This window comes from Chthoniobacterales bacterium, assembly GCA_039930045.1.
GTDB lineage: Bacteria > Verrucomicrobiota > Verrucomicrobiia > Chthoniobacterales > DASVRZ01 > DASVRZ01.
In genome coordinates, this window is record JBDSQB010000016.1 from 31,349 (window position 1) to 47,847 (window position 16,499).

Sequence of the window (16,499 nt, forward strand, 5' to 3'; positions counted from 1 at the left end):
AAAAGCACTTACTAAAATTTTCTGAATGGCAACACGAGCAACAACCAAATCCAGCTCTCCGACGAAGTCCTCTGGCAAACCGCCATTAGGCAAGAAGCACGTTCCGCACGCTGCTCCTGAAAAAACGGCTCCCGCCGAGCCTGTCACACCGGCTGTTCCTGTCGTCGCCGAGGATCTGATTTCTCCCAAGAAAAAGAAGGTGATCTCGGCCGATGCCATCAAGCCAACGGTTCGCATCGGTGCCGCGCCCATTCACAAGCCGAAGCCCGTCGCTCACGCTCCGGTCGCACCTGCGCCGAAAGCTCAGGCCGTTTCTCTGATCGACGCCAAGCCCGCCAAAAGCGGCGACGAAAAAAAACATCGTCACACATTGCCGCCGATCTCGCGGATCACTGGTGCCAGCACGCCGGTGGCCGAAGTGGTCCCAGCGCCCGTCGCTCCTGTGGAAAATGCCGAACCGGAAGTTTCTGAGTCGGGTGAGATCATTATCCACATCAAGCCGCCGATCATCGTCAAGGAACTGGCGACGCAGCTCAAACTCCGCCCGTTCGAGGTCATCAAAGACCTCATGGCGATGGGTATTTTTGCGAACATCAACCAAACCATCGAGCCCGACACGGCGGCGGCGGTCTGCAAGTTGCATGGAGCGATTTTTGAAGTCGAGAAACGCGAAAAAGGCGGCGGCGTCCACAAGGCCGAGGTCGTCATCGTTGCGCCACCCGCTCCCGTCGAAGTCCAGGAGGACGAACTCGTCCCGCGCCCACCGGTCATCACATTTATGGGCCATGTCGATCACGGCAAGACCTCGTTGATGGACGCCATTCGCAAAACTCGCGTTGCCGCTGGTGAAGCGGGCGGAATCACCCAGCACATCGGCGCGTATTCCGTCGAGCGGAACGGCCATAAAATCACTTTCCTCGATACTCCAGGCCACGCCGCTTTTACCCAGATGCGCGCTCGTGGAGCGAATCTTACCGACATCGTCGTGCTCGTCGTCGCCGCTGATGACGGTCTGATGCCGCAGACGATCGAGGCGATCAACCACGCCAAGGCTGCCAAGGTCAAAATCGTCGTTGCGATCAACAAAATCGATCTTCCTTCCGCCAACGTGGACCGCGTGAAAACGCAACTTCAGGACAAGGGTCTGCAACCCGAGGATTGGGGCGGCGATACGATCTGCGTTCCCGTCTCCGCAACGAAGGGCAAAGGCATCGACGAACTGCTCGAGCTCGTGCTTCTCGAAGCCGAAGTCCTCGAATTGCGAGCTGACCCGAAATCCGCCGCTCGCGGCACCGTCATTGAATCGCAAGTCGAAACGGGCCGCGGTCCGACCGCCACCATTTTAGTGCAAGTCGGCACGCTCAAATTGGGTGATCCATTCATCTGCGGAAATTTCTCTGGCAAAGTCAAAGCGATGACCATCGACACCGGTGCCTCTGTAAAAACAGCCGGCCCCTCGACTCCGGTCAAAGTCCTCGGCTTCACCGGCGTTCCCGCTTCAGGCGACGAATTTCTTGTCATGGAAACCGAAAAAGCCGCCAAGGCTCTCGGGGAAGAACGCCTCCATTCCGTTCGCCAGACGAAGCTCGCCGCCCCGGCGCGTGCCACGCTGGAAAACCTTTTCGACGCGATGGCCGACGAGCAGCACAAGCTCATCGAGATTATTCTCAAGTGCGATGTGCACGGCTCCCTGGAAGCCGTTTCCTCCTCGTTGAACGACATCAAGAGCAAGAAAATCAACCTGCGCATCATCCACAGCGGCGTCGGTCCGATTACCGAATCCGACGTGCTTTTGGCGACCGCATCGAATGCCGTCATCATTGGTTTCAACGTCAAAGTCGAGAACTCCGCAGCCAACTCGGCTCGTCGGGAAGACGTTCAGATCAAGCTGTTTAGCATCATTTACGAGCTCATCGACCAAGTGAAGGAAGCCATGGTCGGCCTGCTCGATCCAGAGACTCGTGAAGCCATCGTTGGCCATGCCGAGGTCAAGCAAGTGTTCGATCTCACCCGCGGCACGGTCGCCGGTTGTATCGTCACCGACGGACGCATCGTTCGCACCGGACGCGCCCGCGTTCTGCGGCGCAAACAGGCAGTGTTCGACGGCTCGATGTCCACGCTGCGCCGGTTTACGGACGAGGTTAAAGAGGTCCGCAACGGTCTCGAGTGCGGCATCAAGCTGGCCAACTACGACGAATATCAAGAGGGCGACATCATCGAGTGTTACACCCTCGAGAAGTTCACCCAGAAGCTCTAGTTTTCATGGGAGTTGCAGTCCATTCTGCGCTCCCCCTATTAGCCATGAACCATCGTCTTCAGCGCGTGCAGGAGCTCATCAAACGCGAGCTCAGCGACATCATCCAGCGGCATATCCGTTTCGATGGCGTCATCGTCACGATCAACGAAGTCGATATCACGCCCGATCTGAAGCAGGCGCACGTCTTCATTTCCGCCCTTGGCGGCACGGGGCAAACGACGAATTACCAGAGCATTCTTCACAAGCTGGAGAGCAATCGAAAAATGCTTCAGCAGGAAATGAGCAAGCGCGTGGTCATCAAATACACACCGCATTTGCACTTCAAATTCGACACCACCGCCGAACGCGCGACGCGGATTTTCTCGATTCTCGAGGAACTCGACAGCGAGGGCAATCCCACGGGAGTTCCATCGGAATCTGAGGACCGCGAGGATTCGTGAACGCCACCTTTGCCGAGATTGGCGACGCGATCGCACGCCACCAGAAGTTCCTTGTCCTGAGTCACATGCGACCCGACGGAGACGCCCTCGGCTGCGAGATTGCGATAACGCTCGCCTTGCAAAAACTTGGCAAAGATGTCACCGCTTGGAACGAAGACGGGATGCTCGCCAAACTGCGTTTCTTGCCCGGTTCTGACTCCGTCGCCAAGCCGACTGAAACTCCGCTGGATTTCGACGTTGTCCTCGTGCTCGACACTGCTGTGCAAGAGCGTGTTGGAACTCCGCTCAAAAGCATCGGCAGCGCTAAAATCTGGATCAACATCGATCACCACCACAGCAACCCGGAATACGGCGATTTGAGTTACATCGACTCGAAAGCACCAGCGACGGGTCAGATTTTGTTCGAGCTGTTCACCGCTCTGGGCTGGGAAATCGACGCAGCGATGGCGGAAAATTTGTTCGTCGCCATCTCGACCGACACCGGCTCGTTTCAATATCCCTCGACCACGGCGCGCACTTACGAGATTGGCGCGGAACTCATCAAACGTGGGGCCGATGTCGGTCGCATCTCTCGTGATCTTTACGACAGTTACCCACTGCGACGCATCCAGCTTTTGCGGTCGCTGCTCAACGAACTAACCTTTTCCAGCGACAACCGCGTTGCCAGCTTCGCTCTCACCCAAGCTGCCGCGCAATCCATCGGCGTCATTCCCGAGGACAATGAGGGTCTCATCGACCACATTCGCGCCGTCGAAGGCGTCATCGTCGCCATCTTTTTCGAGGAGCTTTCCGGAAAAGACTCGGGTCGCATTCGTATCAGCATGCGCTCGAAAGACCCGAAAGTCAGCGTTTCCGCCATTTGCCAGCAATTTGGCGGCGGCGGACATATTTTGGCCGCCGGAGCCCGCATGCGCGGCACGCTCGACGACGTCCGCCGACAAGTTTTAGAAACCACAGATCATGAAATCCGCAGCCACGCTTGACGGCGTTCTCCTCGTCGATAAATCCTCCGAAATGACCTCGCACGACGTCGTCGCGATTGCGCGCCGCACGTTTTCCATGACGAAGGTCGGCCATTGCGGCACGCTTGATCCGCTCGCGACTGGATTGCTCATCGTCGTCCTTGGCAAAGGCACCAAAATACAGGATCTCCTGATGGCAGAGGACAAGGAATACGTTGGCAGTATGAAGCTCGGCGAAACGACCGACAGCCAGGACGCCGACGGCGAAATCCTCGAAATGAAGCCCGTCCCAGAGTTGGATGGAACTCAAATCGAAGCCGCCTTCGCTAAGTTTGATGGCGATTTTTACCAGTTGCCACCGATGGTTTCCGCGATCAAACAACAGGGCGTGCCTCTTTATAAACTTGCGCGCCAGGGCAAAACGGTCGAGCGCGAGAAGCGTTTCGTCCACGTTTACGCGCACCAGATCAATCGCGTGGAACTCCCCGTGATCGACTTTCGCGTCGTTTGCTCGAAGGGTTTCTACGTTCGCACTTACGCGCACGACATTGGAGCGGAACTCGGCTGCGGCGCGCATTTGCAGGCGTTGCGCCGAACGAAATCGGGCAAATTTAACCTCGATCGCGCGGTCACGGTCGACCAATTGAAAAACAGCTCGCTCGACGAATTGCTCTCGAAAGTCATCAGTCTGCCCGAAGTCTCTCGCATGCGCGGAGCGTAGATGAACGCGCTCCGCCGCATCGCCGATCTTGCAGAATTGCCCGGGCCGCTTGCGCTCGGCATCGGAGTTTTCGACGGAGTGCATCTGGGGCATCAGGCGGTGATCGATTGCACGCTAGCCTCGGCGCGTGAGTCGGATGGAACTCCGGTCATCGTCACTTTCGACCCGCATCCGGCGCGGGTTTTGCGCCCGGAAAATCCGCCGCGGCTGCTCACTTCGACTGCGCACAAGCTGCAACTCCTCGCCGCCGCCGGTGTCGAAAACGTCCTGCTCGTGGAGTTCAACCGCGAGTTTGCCAGCCATTCGCCGGGCGATTTCATTCGTTTGCTGGCGACTCATTCAAAGGCACTGAAGTCGATTTGCGTCGGCGAGGATTGGGCTTTCGGACGCAATCGCAGCGGCAATGTGGAGTTTCTGCGAGAGCAGGGGAACGAGTTGGATTTCCATGTGATCGCCGTTCCACCGGTGAAGATCGATGGGGAAATTGTCAGCAGCACGCTGATTCGCCGTGCCGTCGAGGCCGGTGACATCAATCTCGCCGCGCAATATCTGGGGCGCCCTTACACCATTTTGGGAACCGTCGTAAATGGACTTGAACTCGGGCGCACCATCGGTTTTCCGACCGCGAATCTAAGCGCGCACAACGAGCAATTTCCCCCCAATGGCGTTTACGCGATCCGCGCCAGAGTCGGCTCTGACTCGCATGAGGGCGTCGCCAATATCGGCGTTCGTCCCACGGTTAAAGACGCCGCGCCCGGACGTTTGCTGGAGGTGCATCTCTTCGACTTCGATGGCGATCTCTATGGTCAGGACATCGAGGTTTCCTTTCAAAAATTCCTCCGCGCCGAGGAGAAATTTGCCAGTCTCGAAGCTTTGCGCGCCCAGATTGCCTGCGACAGCGCCACGGCCCGCGATTATTTCGCTGCCGGGGGAAAATAGTTGTCGCCAACTGGGGGAATCCCGATTATTCGTGCTGCATCGCGGCCAAACCCGTGAGACTTCCGGAAATCTGAATGTCAGTTTTCCGGCGCAGATATTATCCAATGCAATATCCTTCCGGTCCCAATGATGGGCAGACTGGCGATCTGCAGCTTCCCACTCCCTCGCCTACAAATTCGTCCAAGCGGGCGAAAAAAACTCCAGGCCGCATCAAGAATTACGTTCTCGATACCAACGTCCTGCTCCACGATCCGAACAGCCTGCATCGTTTCGAGGACAACCACGTCTGGATTCCCGTCGAAGTCCTGACCGAGCTCGACAAATTTAAGAACGAGCAAAACGAGCGAGGTGCCAACGCCCGCACCGTGCATCGCACGCTTTCCCAAATTTTTGGCCACAACCGTCCCGCCGTCATCAAGGGCGCGACCATGCCCAACGGCGGCAGCATTCGCATCGCGGTGAATGATCGCGTCGCGAACAAGCCCGACACCAAGCTGAAGCGGTTCCAAACGCTCTTTCCCGAGAGCGGCATCACCGACAATCGCATCATCGCCAGCGCCCTCGAAATCGAACGCCGCTGCCTTGATGGTAGCCCCACGATTTTGGTCACCAAAGACCTCAACATGCTCCTCAAGGCGCTCGCCATCGGATTGGAAGCCGAGGATTATCTCAACGACAAAGTCGAGACCGAGAACATTGATTCGCAGCTCGCCACCATCGAGGTCGCGGCCCACGAATTGCAGCGGTTTGGCAGCTCCCGCGTGCTCACGATTTCCGACAAGCGGACCCGCGACCTGCTGCTCAACGAATACGTTCTCCTCGCCGTCGATGACAACAAAATGCTCCCGGCGCGTCACATCGGCGACGGCATTTTCAAGCGGCTGACCATTCCCGCCGGGCTCGAAATCCCCAAAGGCATCACGCTCAAACCCGCCAACGCCGGCCAGCAATGCCTCCTCGACGCGCTCCTCGATCCCACGATTTCACTCGTCACCTGCTACGGGCAGGCCGGCACCGGCAAGACGCTCATGGCCGTCGCCGCCGGGCTCTACGCGACCTACGGCAACATCTATAATGGCATCACGGTCAGCCGCCCGGTCGTCGCGATGGGCGATACCCTGGGCTTCCTCCCCGGCACCCTCGACGAAAAAATGCGGCCCTGGTTGCAATCCATTTACGACGCCTTCGACGTTCTCCTGCCCCAGCGCTCCTTCCATGGCGAAGGCAAGAATGGCAAAATCAAAAAACTCCCCGAATCTTCTGCCGGCATGCCGCAAATGAAGCCCTACGAGAAGTTGATCGAGCAGGGACTCGTGGAAATCGAGGCGCTTTGCTACATCCGCGGACGCTCCATTCCGAATCGGTTCTTCGTTCTCGACGAGGCGCAGCAAATCACCCCGTTGGAAGCGAAAACGGTCGTCACCCGCATGTCGCGCGGCTCGAAGCTCGTGATGGTCGGCGACCCGGCGCAGATCGATCATCCCTATGTGGACAGCCATTCCAATGGGCTCGTCTTCACCCGCGACCGGTTGAAAGGCCAAGCCATCACCGCGCACGTCACACTCTCCAAAGGCGAGCGCAGCCCGCTTGCCGACATCGGCGCGAATCTGATGTAACTCCTGTTGGAGATACATAAAGAGGCTTCCAAATCGGCCACTGTGAGCTAAATAGCTCCAGATAAATCCCCGTTGTCTGCCCGGTCGATACTTTAATCAACTGAATAATGAACTGTATTGCATGGCCACATGGGGGTAGGCCTTTCTTGAATGGCTAATGGCATCTTCACTGCTTGGTCGGAAACAACATTTAAGCCAACCGACTCCATGAAATCCAACCGCATCACCATTTGCACGACTCAACCTGTTCTCTCTAAAATCATCCTCGCCAGCATTATTGCTGTCAGCGGCCAATTTTCTGTCTCGACGATGAACGCAACAGCCAGAACATGGAATAACGCGGGAATAGACTTTAACACTGCCACCAACTGGACTACTACGACTCCAGGACTGGGAGATGTAGCCCAATTTAATGCGGTCGAAACCGTGCAGCCTAATCTTAGCGCGTCTCTTTCAATTGCCGGCCTTTATTTTAGCGGCACTGGCTCCTCTGGATATGATCTGACTAATACTAACAGCGCTGTTCTCACACTTACTGGCTACAGCACAACCGGCTCAGGGGGCACATCCAATTCAAGCGCCGCAGCCATCCGCTCCGAAATTACTTCTGGCACAAACACGATCGATGCTCCTTTGGTGATTGCACCTGCGGTCGTTCCCAACTCATCAATATTTTACCAAGCGAACGGAGGCACGCTAGTCGTAAATGGCCCTGTATCGGGCGGAACCAATTTGAGCTTGAAGGGAACGAGCGGCGGAATCATCCAACTCAACGGGGGAAATGCCTTTGCAACCGGCTCCATAGATACTGCAGGTATAGTTGTAGTTGTGGGCAACGACAGCGGCTTGGGCAGCGGGACGTTTTCTGTTAATAGCACGGCGTCACTACAAGCTGGTGGTGCCAGCCGAACTCTCTCGAATAATATTGTTCTCGCAGGCAGTACGACACTCAGCGGCAGTAACGCTTTCACTCTCAACGGCACTGTCACCAGTTCTGGTTCCAATAGCCGCAGTCTCACGGTCAGCAATACGGGCGGGGCTATCATTGGAGGGAACTTGGTCCTTCAAGAAGCCACTGCGACAGGCCGAACTTTTACGATCCTCGGCACCTCCGCAGTATCCGTAAATGGCGTGGTGCAGGATGGAGGAACAGGGCCAGCGATACTGAAATACACCGGCTCCAGCACACTGACACTTAGTAACGCCAACACTTATTCGGGAGGCACCCAGATGACCGTAACGGGTAGCACGATCATCGCCAATAGCGATGGAGCCTTGGGCGCGGGGAATGTCACGTTGACCATTGCTGGTGCGACGTTGACTCTGCAAAATGGCACTACTCAAAACTACATCAGCGACAGCGCTACGCTGAGCCTCTTAACAGGAGATACAGTTAATCTGAGTTTTCTAGGCACCGACACTGTTTCCTCGCTAATAATCGATGCCACAGCACAAGCTGCCGGAATCTATAACGCCACCACAAATCCGGGCCTTTTCATCGGCACGGGTTCCATTACTGTGGTTCCCGAGCCTTCTACCTACGCAATGCTGTTGAGTGGTGCTGGGCTGATGATCCTGATGGCTCGCCGCAAGCGTGCTGAGGCTCGCATCTAAATCGCTCAGTTTTTTCAAACAAAGGCGGTTGCGAAAGTGGCCGCTTTTTTTGTTTCCGGTTAGGGTGCAATGTCGAGGGACGTGCCCGTTTCCACTAATGCAAAGAGATCGGCCATCATCGTATTTGTCAGCCGGATGCAGCCGTGGCTGGTCGGGAGTCCGAGTTGATCCTCGTGATTGGTGCCGTGCAGATAAATGTAGCGGCTGCGCGTGTTGGCGTTTTCGGGATCAACGCCGTCCAGCCAGAGAATGCGCGTGGTAATCTGGTCGTCGGGTGAATGCGGATCGGCCAGTGCTCCCGTGATCTGGCGACTGCGAAAGACACTCCCGAGCGGCGCACCGGCCCCGATCTTTTCCGCGATGACGAAATTTCCGAGCGGAGTTCGATTGCTATTGGGCTTGCTGCCGGTGCCGACGAAGGACGATGAAATGGCGCAGGCAAAGACCGGACTTCCATTGCGATGGAGCGTGAGCCGCTGTCGCCGAAGATTGATCTCGATGTGCGTATCCATGCAGGCAATTTAACATCGGCTGGCGGCGGCAGGCGAGGCCTCAAGTTTCCACTTTTCGCAGCGCGGTTTCAGCTTTACCTTCGCAACCCGATTTATGAGCAAGTCCTATCATGTAGCCATTGTGGGCGCAACCGGAGCCGTAGGGATCGAAATGATCCGCGTGCTGGAGCGCCGCAATTTCCCCGTCGCTAAACTCACCCTGCTGGCCTCGGCCCGTTCCGCTGGCAAGACGCTCACCTTCAAGGGCGAGCCTATCGTCGTGCAGGAGCTCACGGAAAACTCTTTCGTCGGAGTGGACATCGCGCTTTTCTCCGCTGGCGGCGGCATCTCGAAACAATACGCGCCGCACGCCGTGGCTGCCGACGCCGTCGTGGTGGATAATTCCTCCGCCTTCCGCATGGACCCAAACGTCCCGCTGGTCATCCCCGAAATCAACGGAGCCGACGCCGCGCAGCATCGCGGGATCATTGCCAACCCAAATTGCACCACCGCGGTCACGCTCATGGCGCTGCATCCGCTGCACGAAGCGTTTGGCGTCACGCGCGTCTGGGCGTCGAGCTATCAGGCCGTCTCCGGCACCGGCGCGGCGGCGATCATCGAGCTCGAGGAGCAGGTGAAGGCCATTGTGGCAGGCACTGAGATTCCGCGCAGCGTTTACCCGTATCAAATCGCCTTCAACGCGCTCCCTCAGGTCGATTCCTTTCTCGACGATGGCTACACGAAGGAGGAGATGAAAATGCAATACGAAGGCCGCCGCATCCTGCATCATTCGCGCTTCAAAGCCTCGGTCACCTGTGTGCGCGTGCCGGTTTATCGAGCGCATTCCGTGGCGATCAGCGCTGAGTTTGAGCGCCCGGTGTCCTTGGACAAAGCCTACGCCGCGCTGCGCCAGGCACCGGGCCTCAAAGTCACCGACGATCCGGCGAACCAAAAATATCCAATGCCCATCTTCACCGCTGGCCAGGACGATTGCGAAGTGGGCCGACTCCGACTCGATTGTGCGCTGGACAACGGCCTCGCCTTCTGGGTTAGCGGCGATCAGATCTTGAAAGGCGCCGCGCTCAACGCCGTGCAAATCGCCGAGCTGCTGGTGTAGATTCGAGTTCCATCGCCATGAGCCGCTTTGCCTATCTGCTGGAGCGGTATCCGGCGTTCACGCAGACGTTCATCGTCCGGGAAGTCGAGGAAATGCGGCGACAGGGTGTCGGGGCTCCGGTCGTTTCCCTGCGGTCAGCGGAGGAAAATGTCCAGTCGAGTTCCAACGTTATCTACGCGCCCGAATCCGACGCTCTCGTTGCCGAAATCAAACGCCGTCGCGCTGCTGCCGAACTTCCAAAAAAGATCAACCAGCGCCTCGAAGCCTGGGGCAAGGAACCTGACAAACTCCGTCTTTACGAAGCCATCTGGACCGGGGATCTCCTGCAAAAACGCGGCATCCGCCATGTTCACGTCCACTTTGCCGGACTCGCCGCGCGCACGGCCTGCCTGATGAAGGAACTCTACGGCATCACCTACAGTTTCACCGGACACGCGCAGGATATTTTCTGCAAAACGGAGCACACCATCGACCTCGGACGCCTTATTCGCGAGGCCAGCGCCGTCATCACCGTCGCCGATTTCAGCGCGAAACATCTCCAGCACACCTACCCCGCAATGGTTAGGAAAATCCATCGCGTTTACAACGGACTCGCCCTCCCGGAAACGCCACCGGAGCGTCGGCCTGGCTCGCCGCCGCTGATTCTTTCCGTGGGGCGGCTGATCGCCAAAAAGGGTTTCGCCGACCTCATCGCCGCCTGCGTCATTTTGAAAACGAGCGGAGTTCCATTCCAATGTCAGATCGTCGGCGACGGGCCGCTGGAAGACGAATTGCAGGCGCAAATTTCTGAGTCGAGCTTGAGCGAAATGGTCACGCTCACCGGTCCGAAATCGCAGTCGGAAATCTCCGCGCTCCTCGACCAAACCCAAGTCTTCGCCCTCGCCGCCGTCGTTCTGTCCGATGGCGACAGCGATAATTTGCCCACCGTCATTACCGAGGCGATGGCGCATGGAGTTCCAGTCGTTTCCACTCGAGTCGCGGGCATTCCCGAGCAGGTGGACGATGGAAAAACTGGCTTCCTCGTCTCCCCCGGCGATGTGGCTGCGTTCGCGGAGAAGTTGAAAATCCTCCTCACAGATAACACCCTAACTCAGGTCTTCGGCCCCGCCGCTTTCGCCAGGGCGCAGTCGGAATTTTCCCTCACAGCGACCGTCAGTCAGCTTCGCAAATTCGTCGTCCCCACGCCGTGGTGGAAGATTTGCTAACGTCCAATCGTAAACGTCTGACCCGTCTTCGTTTCCTTCAGCACGACCTGCTCCTCGCGCAGATCGAGCACCACGTAACGCCGGTTGCCATCGTTCGGCAATGTTAGTTCCTCGCCCACGCGTAAGTGCTGCGATTCATCGGAAAACGGCAATTTCACCTCGGCATACGACGCGCTCGCCGGCGGACGAATCCCCGGAATGAGCCGGATTTTCTGCCCGCCTTTGTCTGTGACTAACAAATCGCTGCCATCATACGGATGCCCGTCCTTATCGACCGATTTCCGGGCGCGCACTTGAGTTACAGTCCAATCGCCGACCACATCGCCCGCCTTCGCTTTTTGCGGAGTTCCATTCTTATCTAACAGAACCGCAGAGTCCTCTTCCACCTTGTCCAACGAATACGGCAGGCTCTCGCGATGATAACCCTTCCAGGTGAGTTTGGCCGCAGCGGGCGGATGCGACGATGGATCGATCGGACTCGTGTCGGCGAGGAATTCCTCACTGTTAGGAAAGCCGTCGTTGTCGCTGTCCTTTTTGAAAATGTTAGCATCGTTCAGATCGAGCCCGAACTTCTTCCACCACGACTCCTCGGATGAGGCCCGCATTGCCTTCAGATCCTTCAACAACGCCTCGCGTCCAGCGAGGTTAGGAGTCGGCACGGGAGTCGCGGCGGTTAAGACGGGAGTTACATTCGACTGTGGCTCCGCGCCAGCATCGAGCAGGAGTTTTTCGAGGGCTTTATTGCCCGACTTTCTAGCATAGGTCAGCGAGGTTAGACCCTCCGGACTCATTGCATCCACCTCGGCTCCGGCCTTGAGCAGCGTCTGGGCCGACTCGGTGTGACCCAGCAAACTCGCCAGTAACAACCCACGGTCCAGATCGTCCTTGGAACTCTCCGCCAGCATCTGCACCGCATCGACCTTGTTTCCGTAGATTGCCTTCATCAGCGGCGTCCAGCCTTCCTTGTCCTTTTGATCGTAGGCTACGTTTTGTTTTCCTAACAACTTAATCACCTCGGTGGCGTTGTTTTCGGCGGCTCCGATCAGCGCGGTCGAGCCATTGTTAGTTGCGGTGTTCACATCCATTCCGGCGTCGAGAAAAAGCCCGACGGCCTTCTCATCCCCGGCTCGGGCGGCGCGAACGAAATCCTCCGCGTTGAACTGGTAGTTCATCTTCAGCAAATCCGATTTCGCGTGGCCCGAGTCGCGTCCGCATCCTGCTAACAATGCGAGCGCCATAACTAGCGCGAAGGATTTGTGGAGTCTCATGCAAGTCGGCGAATGCGGAGAATATGCGCCGGTTTCGAGTCCGGGTCCAGCTTCACAAACTGCCGCACACCCGTCCAAGTGAAGCGGTCGCCGGAGAGAAGATCCTCGGCGAGAAACGGCTCATTTGTGGCGATGCCCCACTCGCGCAGCGGGAGTTCGATGAAGCCCGACTGCGAATAGTTAGGATCGAGGTTGACGATGGTTAGGAGAATGTTATCACCGGCCAGCGTGCGCTTGCTGTAGGCCAGCAGCTGTTCGTTTTCGATCCGTGCGAAACGCAGGTTGGCGTAGATCTGAAACGCGCGGTTTTTGTGCCGGATTCGGTTCAAGCTCGTGATCAAATCCTTGATGTTTCCCGGCGCGTTCCAGTCGCGTTCCTTCCACTGATACTTCTCGGAGTAGTTATATTCCTCCTTGTTAGGATAGGGCTCATTCTCGCATAACTCGAAGCCGCTGTAGATGCCATAGATCGGCGACAGCGTGGCCGCTAATATCGCGCGAATCTTGAACATCGAGCGCGGCGCATTTTGCAAATGCAGCGGGAGAATGTCGGGCGTGTTCGGCCACAAGTTGGCCCGGAAACATTCCTTCATATCGGTCTGGGTCAGCTCGGTGAAATACTCGGTGAGTTCCGCCTTGCTCACGCGCCAGGTGAAGTAGGTGTAGCCCTGGGTGAAGCCCGCCTTCGCCAGCGCCTTCATCATCTTCGGCTTGGTAAAGGCCTCGCTTAGGAAAATAGTATCGGGATACTGAGTTCTAACCTCGCTGATGACAAACTCCCAGAACGCCACGGGCTTGGTGTGGGGATTGTCCACGCGGAAGGTTTTCACACCGTGGCCGCACCAGAAAAGAATAATGTCGCGCATCTCCTGCCAGAGATTTTTCCAATCCTTGCAATAGAAGTTCAGCGGATAAACATCCTCGTATTTCTTCGGCGGATTTTCCGCGTACTTGATCGTGCCATCGGGCCGCTTGAAGAACCAATCTGGATGCTCCGCGACGTAGGGATGATCGGGCGAACTGTTAATCGCGAAGTCGAGGGCGACTTCCATTCCTCTCTTCGCGATCTCGCCGACTAACCAATCGAAATCTTCCAGCGTTCCCAGCTCCGGCGCGACATCCTTGTGACCGCCCCCGTTTGGACAACCCTGATGCCGGTTGCCGATGGCGTAGGGCACGCCCGGTTCGCCCGGCTCGCAGGTCGTCGAGTTGTTTTTGCCCTTGCGATTCGAGAGACCGATGGGATGAATCGGCGGGAAATAGATCACGTCGAATCCCATCGCTTTCGCATCGTCAATGCGCGGCAGACAATCGCGGAACGTCGAGCCGCGGTCGGCGCGACCCTCGGCGTTGCGGGGAAAAAATTCATACCACGCCGCAAAACCCGCGCGTTTCCGATCCACGACGACGCTCACATAAGGCTTCAACTCGGTTGAAAGCGAGCGGTCCTGGTAATGCGTCATCAGCGCGATCAGCTCCGTGTTCTCGGAAATGCGGAACACCTCGTCATTCGCACCGAGCCGGATGCGGTCGGAGAAACGCTTCAGGATCTTCTTGTCGGCGGGCGAGCGGGCCTGTTTCGACGCCGCATCGACGATGGCCGCGCCCTCGAGAATTTCGCTGGTCAGCTCCGTCAGACCGCCGTGAAATTTTTTCTCAAATTCGTGCTGCCACGTCTGAAAAAGATCGGTCCACGCCTCGATCGTTACCTCGTAGGTCGCGTTCTCGAAGAACGAACAAGTCCCCTCCCAGCGATCATTGACGAGGGGGCGCATGACGGTTTGAAACCAATTTGCGTCGCCCAGTTTCCGCCACTTCAGGCGGGCGGTGAGAATGTCGTGCCCGTCGCGAAAAATATCCGCGCTGAGGGTGAGATCATCACCGACGAGGCGCTTGAGGGGATAAAGCCCGCCATCGAGCAGCGGCGAGACATTTTCAATGACGACAGTGGTGCGGGTGGTCGGGATCACGAGATAAGGAAATCAAAAAGGAGAACGCAGGGCAAGGCGCGACTGGCCGCTCCGAGTTCCCTCCGCCGCCGTTCGGCGAATCTGCCTTATGCCGCATGTTACCAGCGCTCAGGCATTTGAGGACAACCGCCCTCCAGAGACTGGCTGGCTATTTCCAGGCTCAGTCGAGTTCCAGTTCCATCTGGGGAATGGCGTCGGGGTCTTGGAAGCGGACTCCGACTCCCATCAGGCGGACGGGTTTGCCGGTGCGGGCGTGACCTTCCCGGAGCAAGGATAGATACGACTGGAACTCGGGCGCGAGTCCGGCGCGATCCACGCTGGTGCGGGTGAAGTCGCTGAATTTCAGCTTCAGGAAAATGCCGGCGATGGGCGGGAGATCCTTCTTGGAAGCGAGGTCGGTTTGCAGTTCCTCGAAGAGAGCGGGCAGGCGCTCGATACAGGCGTCGAGCGTGTCGAGGTTGATGGAATAAGTGCGCTCGGTGCTGAGGGATTTGCGTTCGCGATGGGGTTCGACGGGGCGTTCGTCGTAGCCGCGGCAGAGCTGGTAAAGTTCAAGGCCAAATTTGCCGAAGAGCTGGGCCATTTCAATGCGGCTGAACGCTTGGAGCTGGCCGCAGGTGGTGACGCCAAGTTTCTCGAGTTTGTCGGCGCTGACCCGGCCGATGCCCCAGATGCGTTTGACGGGTAGCGTGTCCATGAACGCCGGGATGTCGTCGGGGCGGATTTGGAATTGGCCGTTGGGTTTGCGCCAGTCGGAGGCGATTTTGGCGAGGAGCTTATTGGGCGCGATGCCGGCGGAGGCGGGGAGTTTTGTTTTTTGAAAGATCTGCCGCCGGATGACGTAGGCGAGCGCGGCGGGATCGCCGTTATGCGCGGTGACGTCGAGGTAGGCTTCGTCGAGGGAGAGGGGCTCGACGAGCGGGGTGTGGCGGCGGAGGATGGCGCGAATCGTCTCGGACTCGGCCCGGTAAACGTCGAAGCGGGTGGGGAGGAGGATGAGTTGCGGGCATTTTTGCAGGGCCTGAAACGTGGGCATGGCGGAGTGGCAGCCGTATTTGCGCGCCTCGTAGTTGCAGGTGGTGAGGACGCCGCGCTGGGAGCTGGTGCCGCCGACGGCGACGGGGAGCCCGGCGAGTTCGGGGCGGTCGCGGATTTCGATGGAGGCGTAGAAGGCGTCCATGTCGAGGTGGATGATTTTGCGTTCGGCGACGGACACGAGCGACGTTAGCACAGGAAACGTGGATATTAATGGAACTCCGCTGTAAATAGGGTCGTGGCTTCCCTCATCCAGCATTCCGTGCAACATCCGGGCCGTGGGTTGCACTCCAACTCGGGAGTCGGCGACTGGCATTTCCAGAATGTGCGTGTGGTGGGTCGGCCGATTCGCATGGAAGTCGAACGGAACCCGAACCCGGCGATGCGGGATCATTTTTGGATCACGATCAGCGTGGCGGAGGTGGGGCCGGTGTTGCTGACGGTAAATACGATGTCGCTGCGGAATGCGCGCGCGGGATTCGACGACCGCATCCGCGTGGGCCGGGTGCGCTGTGCGTTTCATCGGCCGCCGACCGGGGGAATGTCGCGTTCGCGGCTGCTGAATTACGCGTCAATCGAGTCGAACTCTAATGTGTTTTACGAAGTTTATGAGAGGGATGCGCTGGAAAACCTGCTGCGCGAACAGACGGAACGCGCGACCTGGGTGCAAGCCTGGGGTGTGGCCTTCGAGCGGCGCTCGCTCGGGGTGCATCAGATTCATTGCCGCCGGGCGAGCTGCGCTGTGGCGGAGGATTTGCAGCAGATGGACGGAGCGCTGCGGTTTTATCGGGAGAGCGAGGGCGTGGCGGAGATGCTGCTCTTTAAGTATTGCGGGCAGTAGTTTCTCCCGGATGTGGGGAAATC

General features: G+C 57.8%; 14 protein-coding genes. 10 read left to right on the forward strand and 4 right to left on the reverse strand.

Features of this window, described 5'->3' with window-relative positions:
• The first annotated feature begins 25 nt into the window (after positions 1–25).
• From infB to ABIT76_11650, 7 genes are all read left to right on the forward strand, one after another.
• Positions 26–2,257: a translation initiation factor IF-2 gene (infB, locus tag ABIT76_11620; protein ID MEO7933795.1), complete on the forward strand. Its 2,232-nt coding sequence runs from the start codon at positions 26–28 to the stop codon at positions 2,255–2,257.
• Positions 2,258–2,301: 44 nt separating this feature from the next.
• Positions 2,302–2,697: a 30S ribosome-binding factor RbfA gene (gene rbfA / locus ABIT76_11625; GenBank protein ID MEO7933796.1), complete on the forward strand. Its 396-nt coding sequence runs from the start codon at positions 2,302–2,304 to the stop codon at positions 2,695–2,697.
• Complete coding sequence (locus ABIT76_11630) at positions 2,694–3,680, forward strand: bifunctional oligoribonuclease/PAP phosphatase NrnA (GenBank protein ID MEO7933797.1); 987 nt, start codon at positions 2,694–2,696, stop codon at positions 3,678–3,680. The genes rbfA and ABIT76_11630 overlap by 4 nt, the downstream gene beginning before the upstream one ends.
• On the forward strand, positions 3,658–4,380 hold the full coding sequence (truB, locus tag ABIT76_11635) for a tRNA pseudouridine(55) synthase TruB (GenBank protein ID MEO7933798.1): 723 nt from the start codon (positions 3,658–3,660) through the stop codon (positions 4,378–4,380). Before ABIT76_11630 ends, truB begins: the two co-directional genes overlap by 23 nt.
• Positions 4,381–5,319 (forward strand): bifunctional riboflavin kinase/FAD synthetase, encoded by a 939-nt coding sequence (locus tag ABIT76_11640; GenBank protein ID MEO7933799.1) that lies wholly within the window; start codon positions 4,381–4,383, stop codon positions 5,317–5,319.
• Positions 5,320–5,423: 104 nt separating this feature from the next.
• Positions 5,424–6,935, forward strand: a complete 1,512-nt coding sequence (locus ABIT76_11645) for a PhoH family protein (protein MEO7933800.1) — start codon at positions 5,424–5,426, stop codon at positions 6,933–6,935.
• Positions 6,936–7,142: 207 nt separating this feature from the next.
• Positions 7,143–8,549 carry a PEP-CTERM sorting domain-containing protein gene (locus ABIT76_11650; GenBank protein ID MEO7933801.1) on the forward strand — a complete coding sequence of 469 codons (1,407 nt, stop codon included), beginning with the start codon at positions 7,143–7,145 and terminating at the stop codon, positions 8,547–8,549.
• Positions 8,550–8,608: 59 nt separating this feature from the next.
• On the opposite strand, the gene ABIT76_11655 is transcribed toward ABIT76_11650, so the two are convergent.
• Entirely contained in the window at positions 8,609–9,061 is a 453-nt protein-coding gene (locus ABIT76_11655) for a L,D-transpeptidase (protein ID MEO7933802.1), read from the reverse strand.
• Between the two features lie 94 nt (positions 9,062–9,155).
• Here ABIT76_11655 and ABIT76_11660 point away from each other — a divergent pair, with 94 nt between their 5' ends.
• Both ABIT76_11660 and ABIT76_11665 read left to right on the forward strand, forming a co-directional pair.
• On the forward strand, positions 9,156–10,157 hold the full coding sequence (locus ABIT76_11660; GenBank protein ID MEO7933803.1) for an aspartate-semialdehyde dehydrogenase: 1,002 nt from the start codon (positions 9,156–9,158) through the stop codon (positions 10,155–10,157).
• Between the two features lie 17 nt (positions 10,158–10,174).
• A complete protein-coding gene (locus tag ABIT76_11665; protein ID MEO7933804.1) occupies positions 10,175–11,362 on the forward strand; it encodes a glycosyltransferase family 4 protein in 1,188 nt (395 codons plus the stop codon).
• Here the strand turns inward: ABIT76_11665 and ABIT76_11670 are convergent.
• The 3 genes from ABIT76_11670 to dinB all read right to left on the reverse strand — a co-directional run bounded on the left by ABIT76_11670 (position 11,359) and on the right by dinB (position 15,831).
• The gene (locus ABIT76_11670) at positions 11,359–12,630 is read right to left on the reverse strand and encodes an Amuc_1099 family pilus-like system protein (GenBank protein ID MEO7933805.1); all 1,272 of its coding nucleotides are present in this window, start codon (positions 12,628–12,630) and stop codon (positions 11,359–11,361) included. The genes ABIT76_11665 and ABIT76_11670 overlap by 4 nt on opposite strands.
• Positions 12,627–14,600, reverse strand: coding sequence for an alpha-1,4-glucan--maltose-1-phosphate maltosyltransferase (locus tag ABIT76_11675; protein ID MEO7933806.1), 1,974 nt, complete (start codon positions 14,598–14,600; stop codon positions 12,627–12,629). The genes ABIT76_11670 and ABIT76_11675 overlap by 4 nt, the downstream gene beginning before the upstream one ends.
• Positions 14,601–14,760: 160 nt before the next feature.
• Positions 14,761–15,831 (reverse strand): DNA polymerase IV, encoded by a 1,071-nt coding sequence (gene dinB / locus ABIT76_11680; protein MEO7933807.1) that lies wholly within the window; start codon positions 15,829–15,831, stop codon positions 14,761–14,763.
• Between the two features lie 42 nt (positions 15,832–15,873).
• Between dinB and ABIT76_11685 the strand changes: the two genes are divergently transcribed.
• Entirely contained in the window at positions 15,874–16,476 is a 603-nt protein-coding gene (locus tag ABIT76_11685; protein ID MEO7933808.1) for a hypothetical protein, read from the forward strand.
• The last annotated feature ends 23 nt before the right edge of the window (positions 16,477–16,499 follow it).

Excerpts from the sequence above, each read along its gene's own strand:
- ABIT76_11645 (MEO7933800.1), top strand. The coding sequence starts at position 5,424 with ATGCAATATCCTTCCGGTCCCAATGATGGGCAGACTGGCGATCTGCAG.
- ABIT76_11640 (MEO7933799.1), top strand. The coding sequence starts at position 4,381 with ATGAACGCGCTCCGCCGCATCGCCGATCTTGCAGAATTGCCCGGGCCG.
- ABIT76_11665 (MEO7933804.1), top strand. The coding sequence starts at position 10,175 with ATGAGCCGCTTTGCCTATCTGCTGGAGCGGTATCCGGCGTTCACGCAG.
- ABIT76_11650 (MEO7933801.1), top strand. The coding sequence starts at position 7,143 with ATGAAATCCAACCGCATCACCATTTGCACGACTCAACCTGTTCTCTCT.
- ABIT76_11670 (MEO7933805.1), bottom strand. The coding sequence starts at position 12,630 with ATGAGACTCCACAAATCCTTCGCGCTAGTTATGGCGCTCGCATTGTTA.
- rbfA (MEO7933796.1), top strand. The coding sequence starts at position 2,302 with ATGAACCATCGTCTTCAGCGCGTGCAGGAGCTCATCAAACGCGAGCTC.
- infB (MEO7933795.1), top strand. The coding sequence starts at position 26 with ATGGCAACACGAGCAACAACCAAATCCAGCTCTCCGACGAAGTCCTCT.
- truB (MEO7933798.1), top strand. The coding sequence starts at position 3,658 with ATGAAATCCGCAGCCACGCTTGACGGCGTTCTCCTCGTCGATAAATCC.
- ABIT76_11655 (MEO7933802.1), bottom strand. The coding sequence starts at position 9,061 with ATGGATACGCACATCGAGATCAATCTTCGGCGACAGCGGCTCACGCTC.
- ABIT76_11660 (MEO7933803.1), top strand. The coding sequence starts at position 9,156 with ATGAGCAAGTCCTATCATGTAGCCATTGTGGGCGCAACCGGAGCCGTA.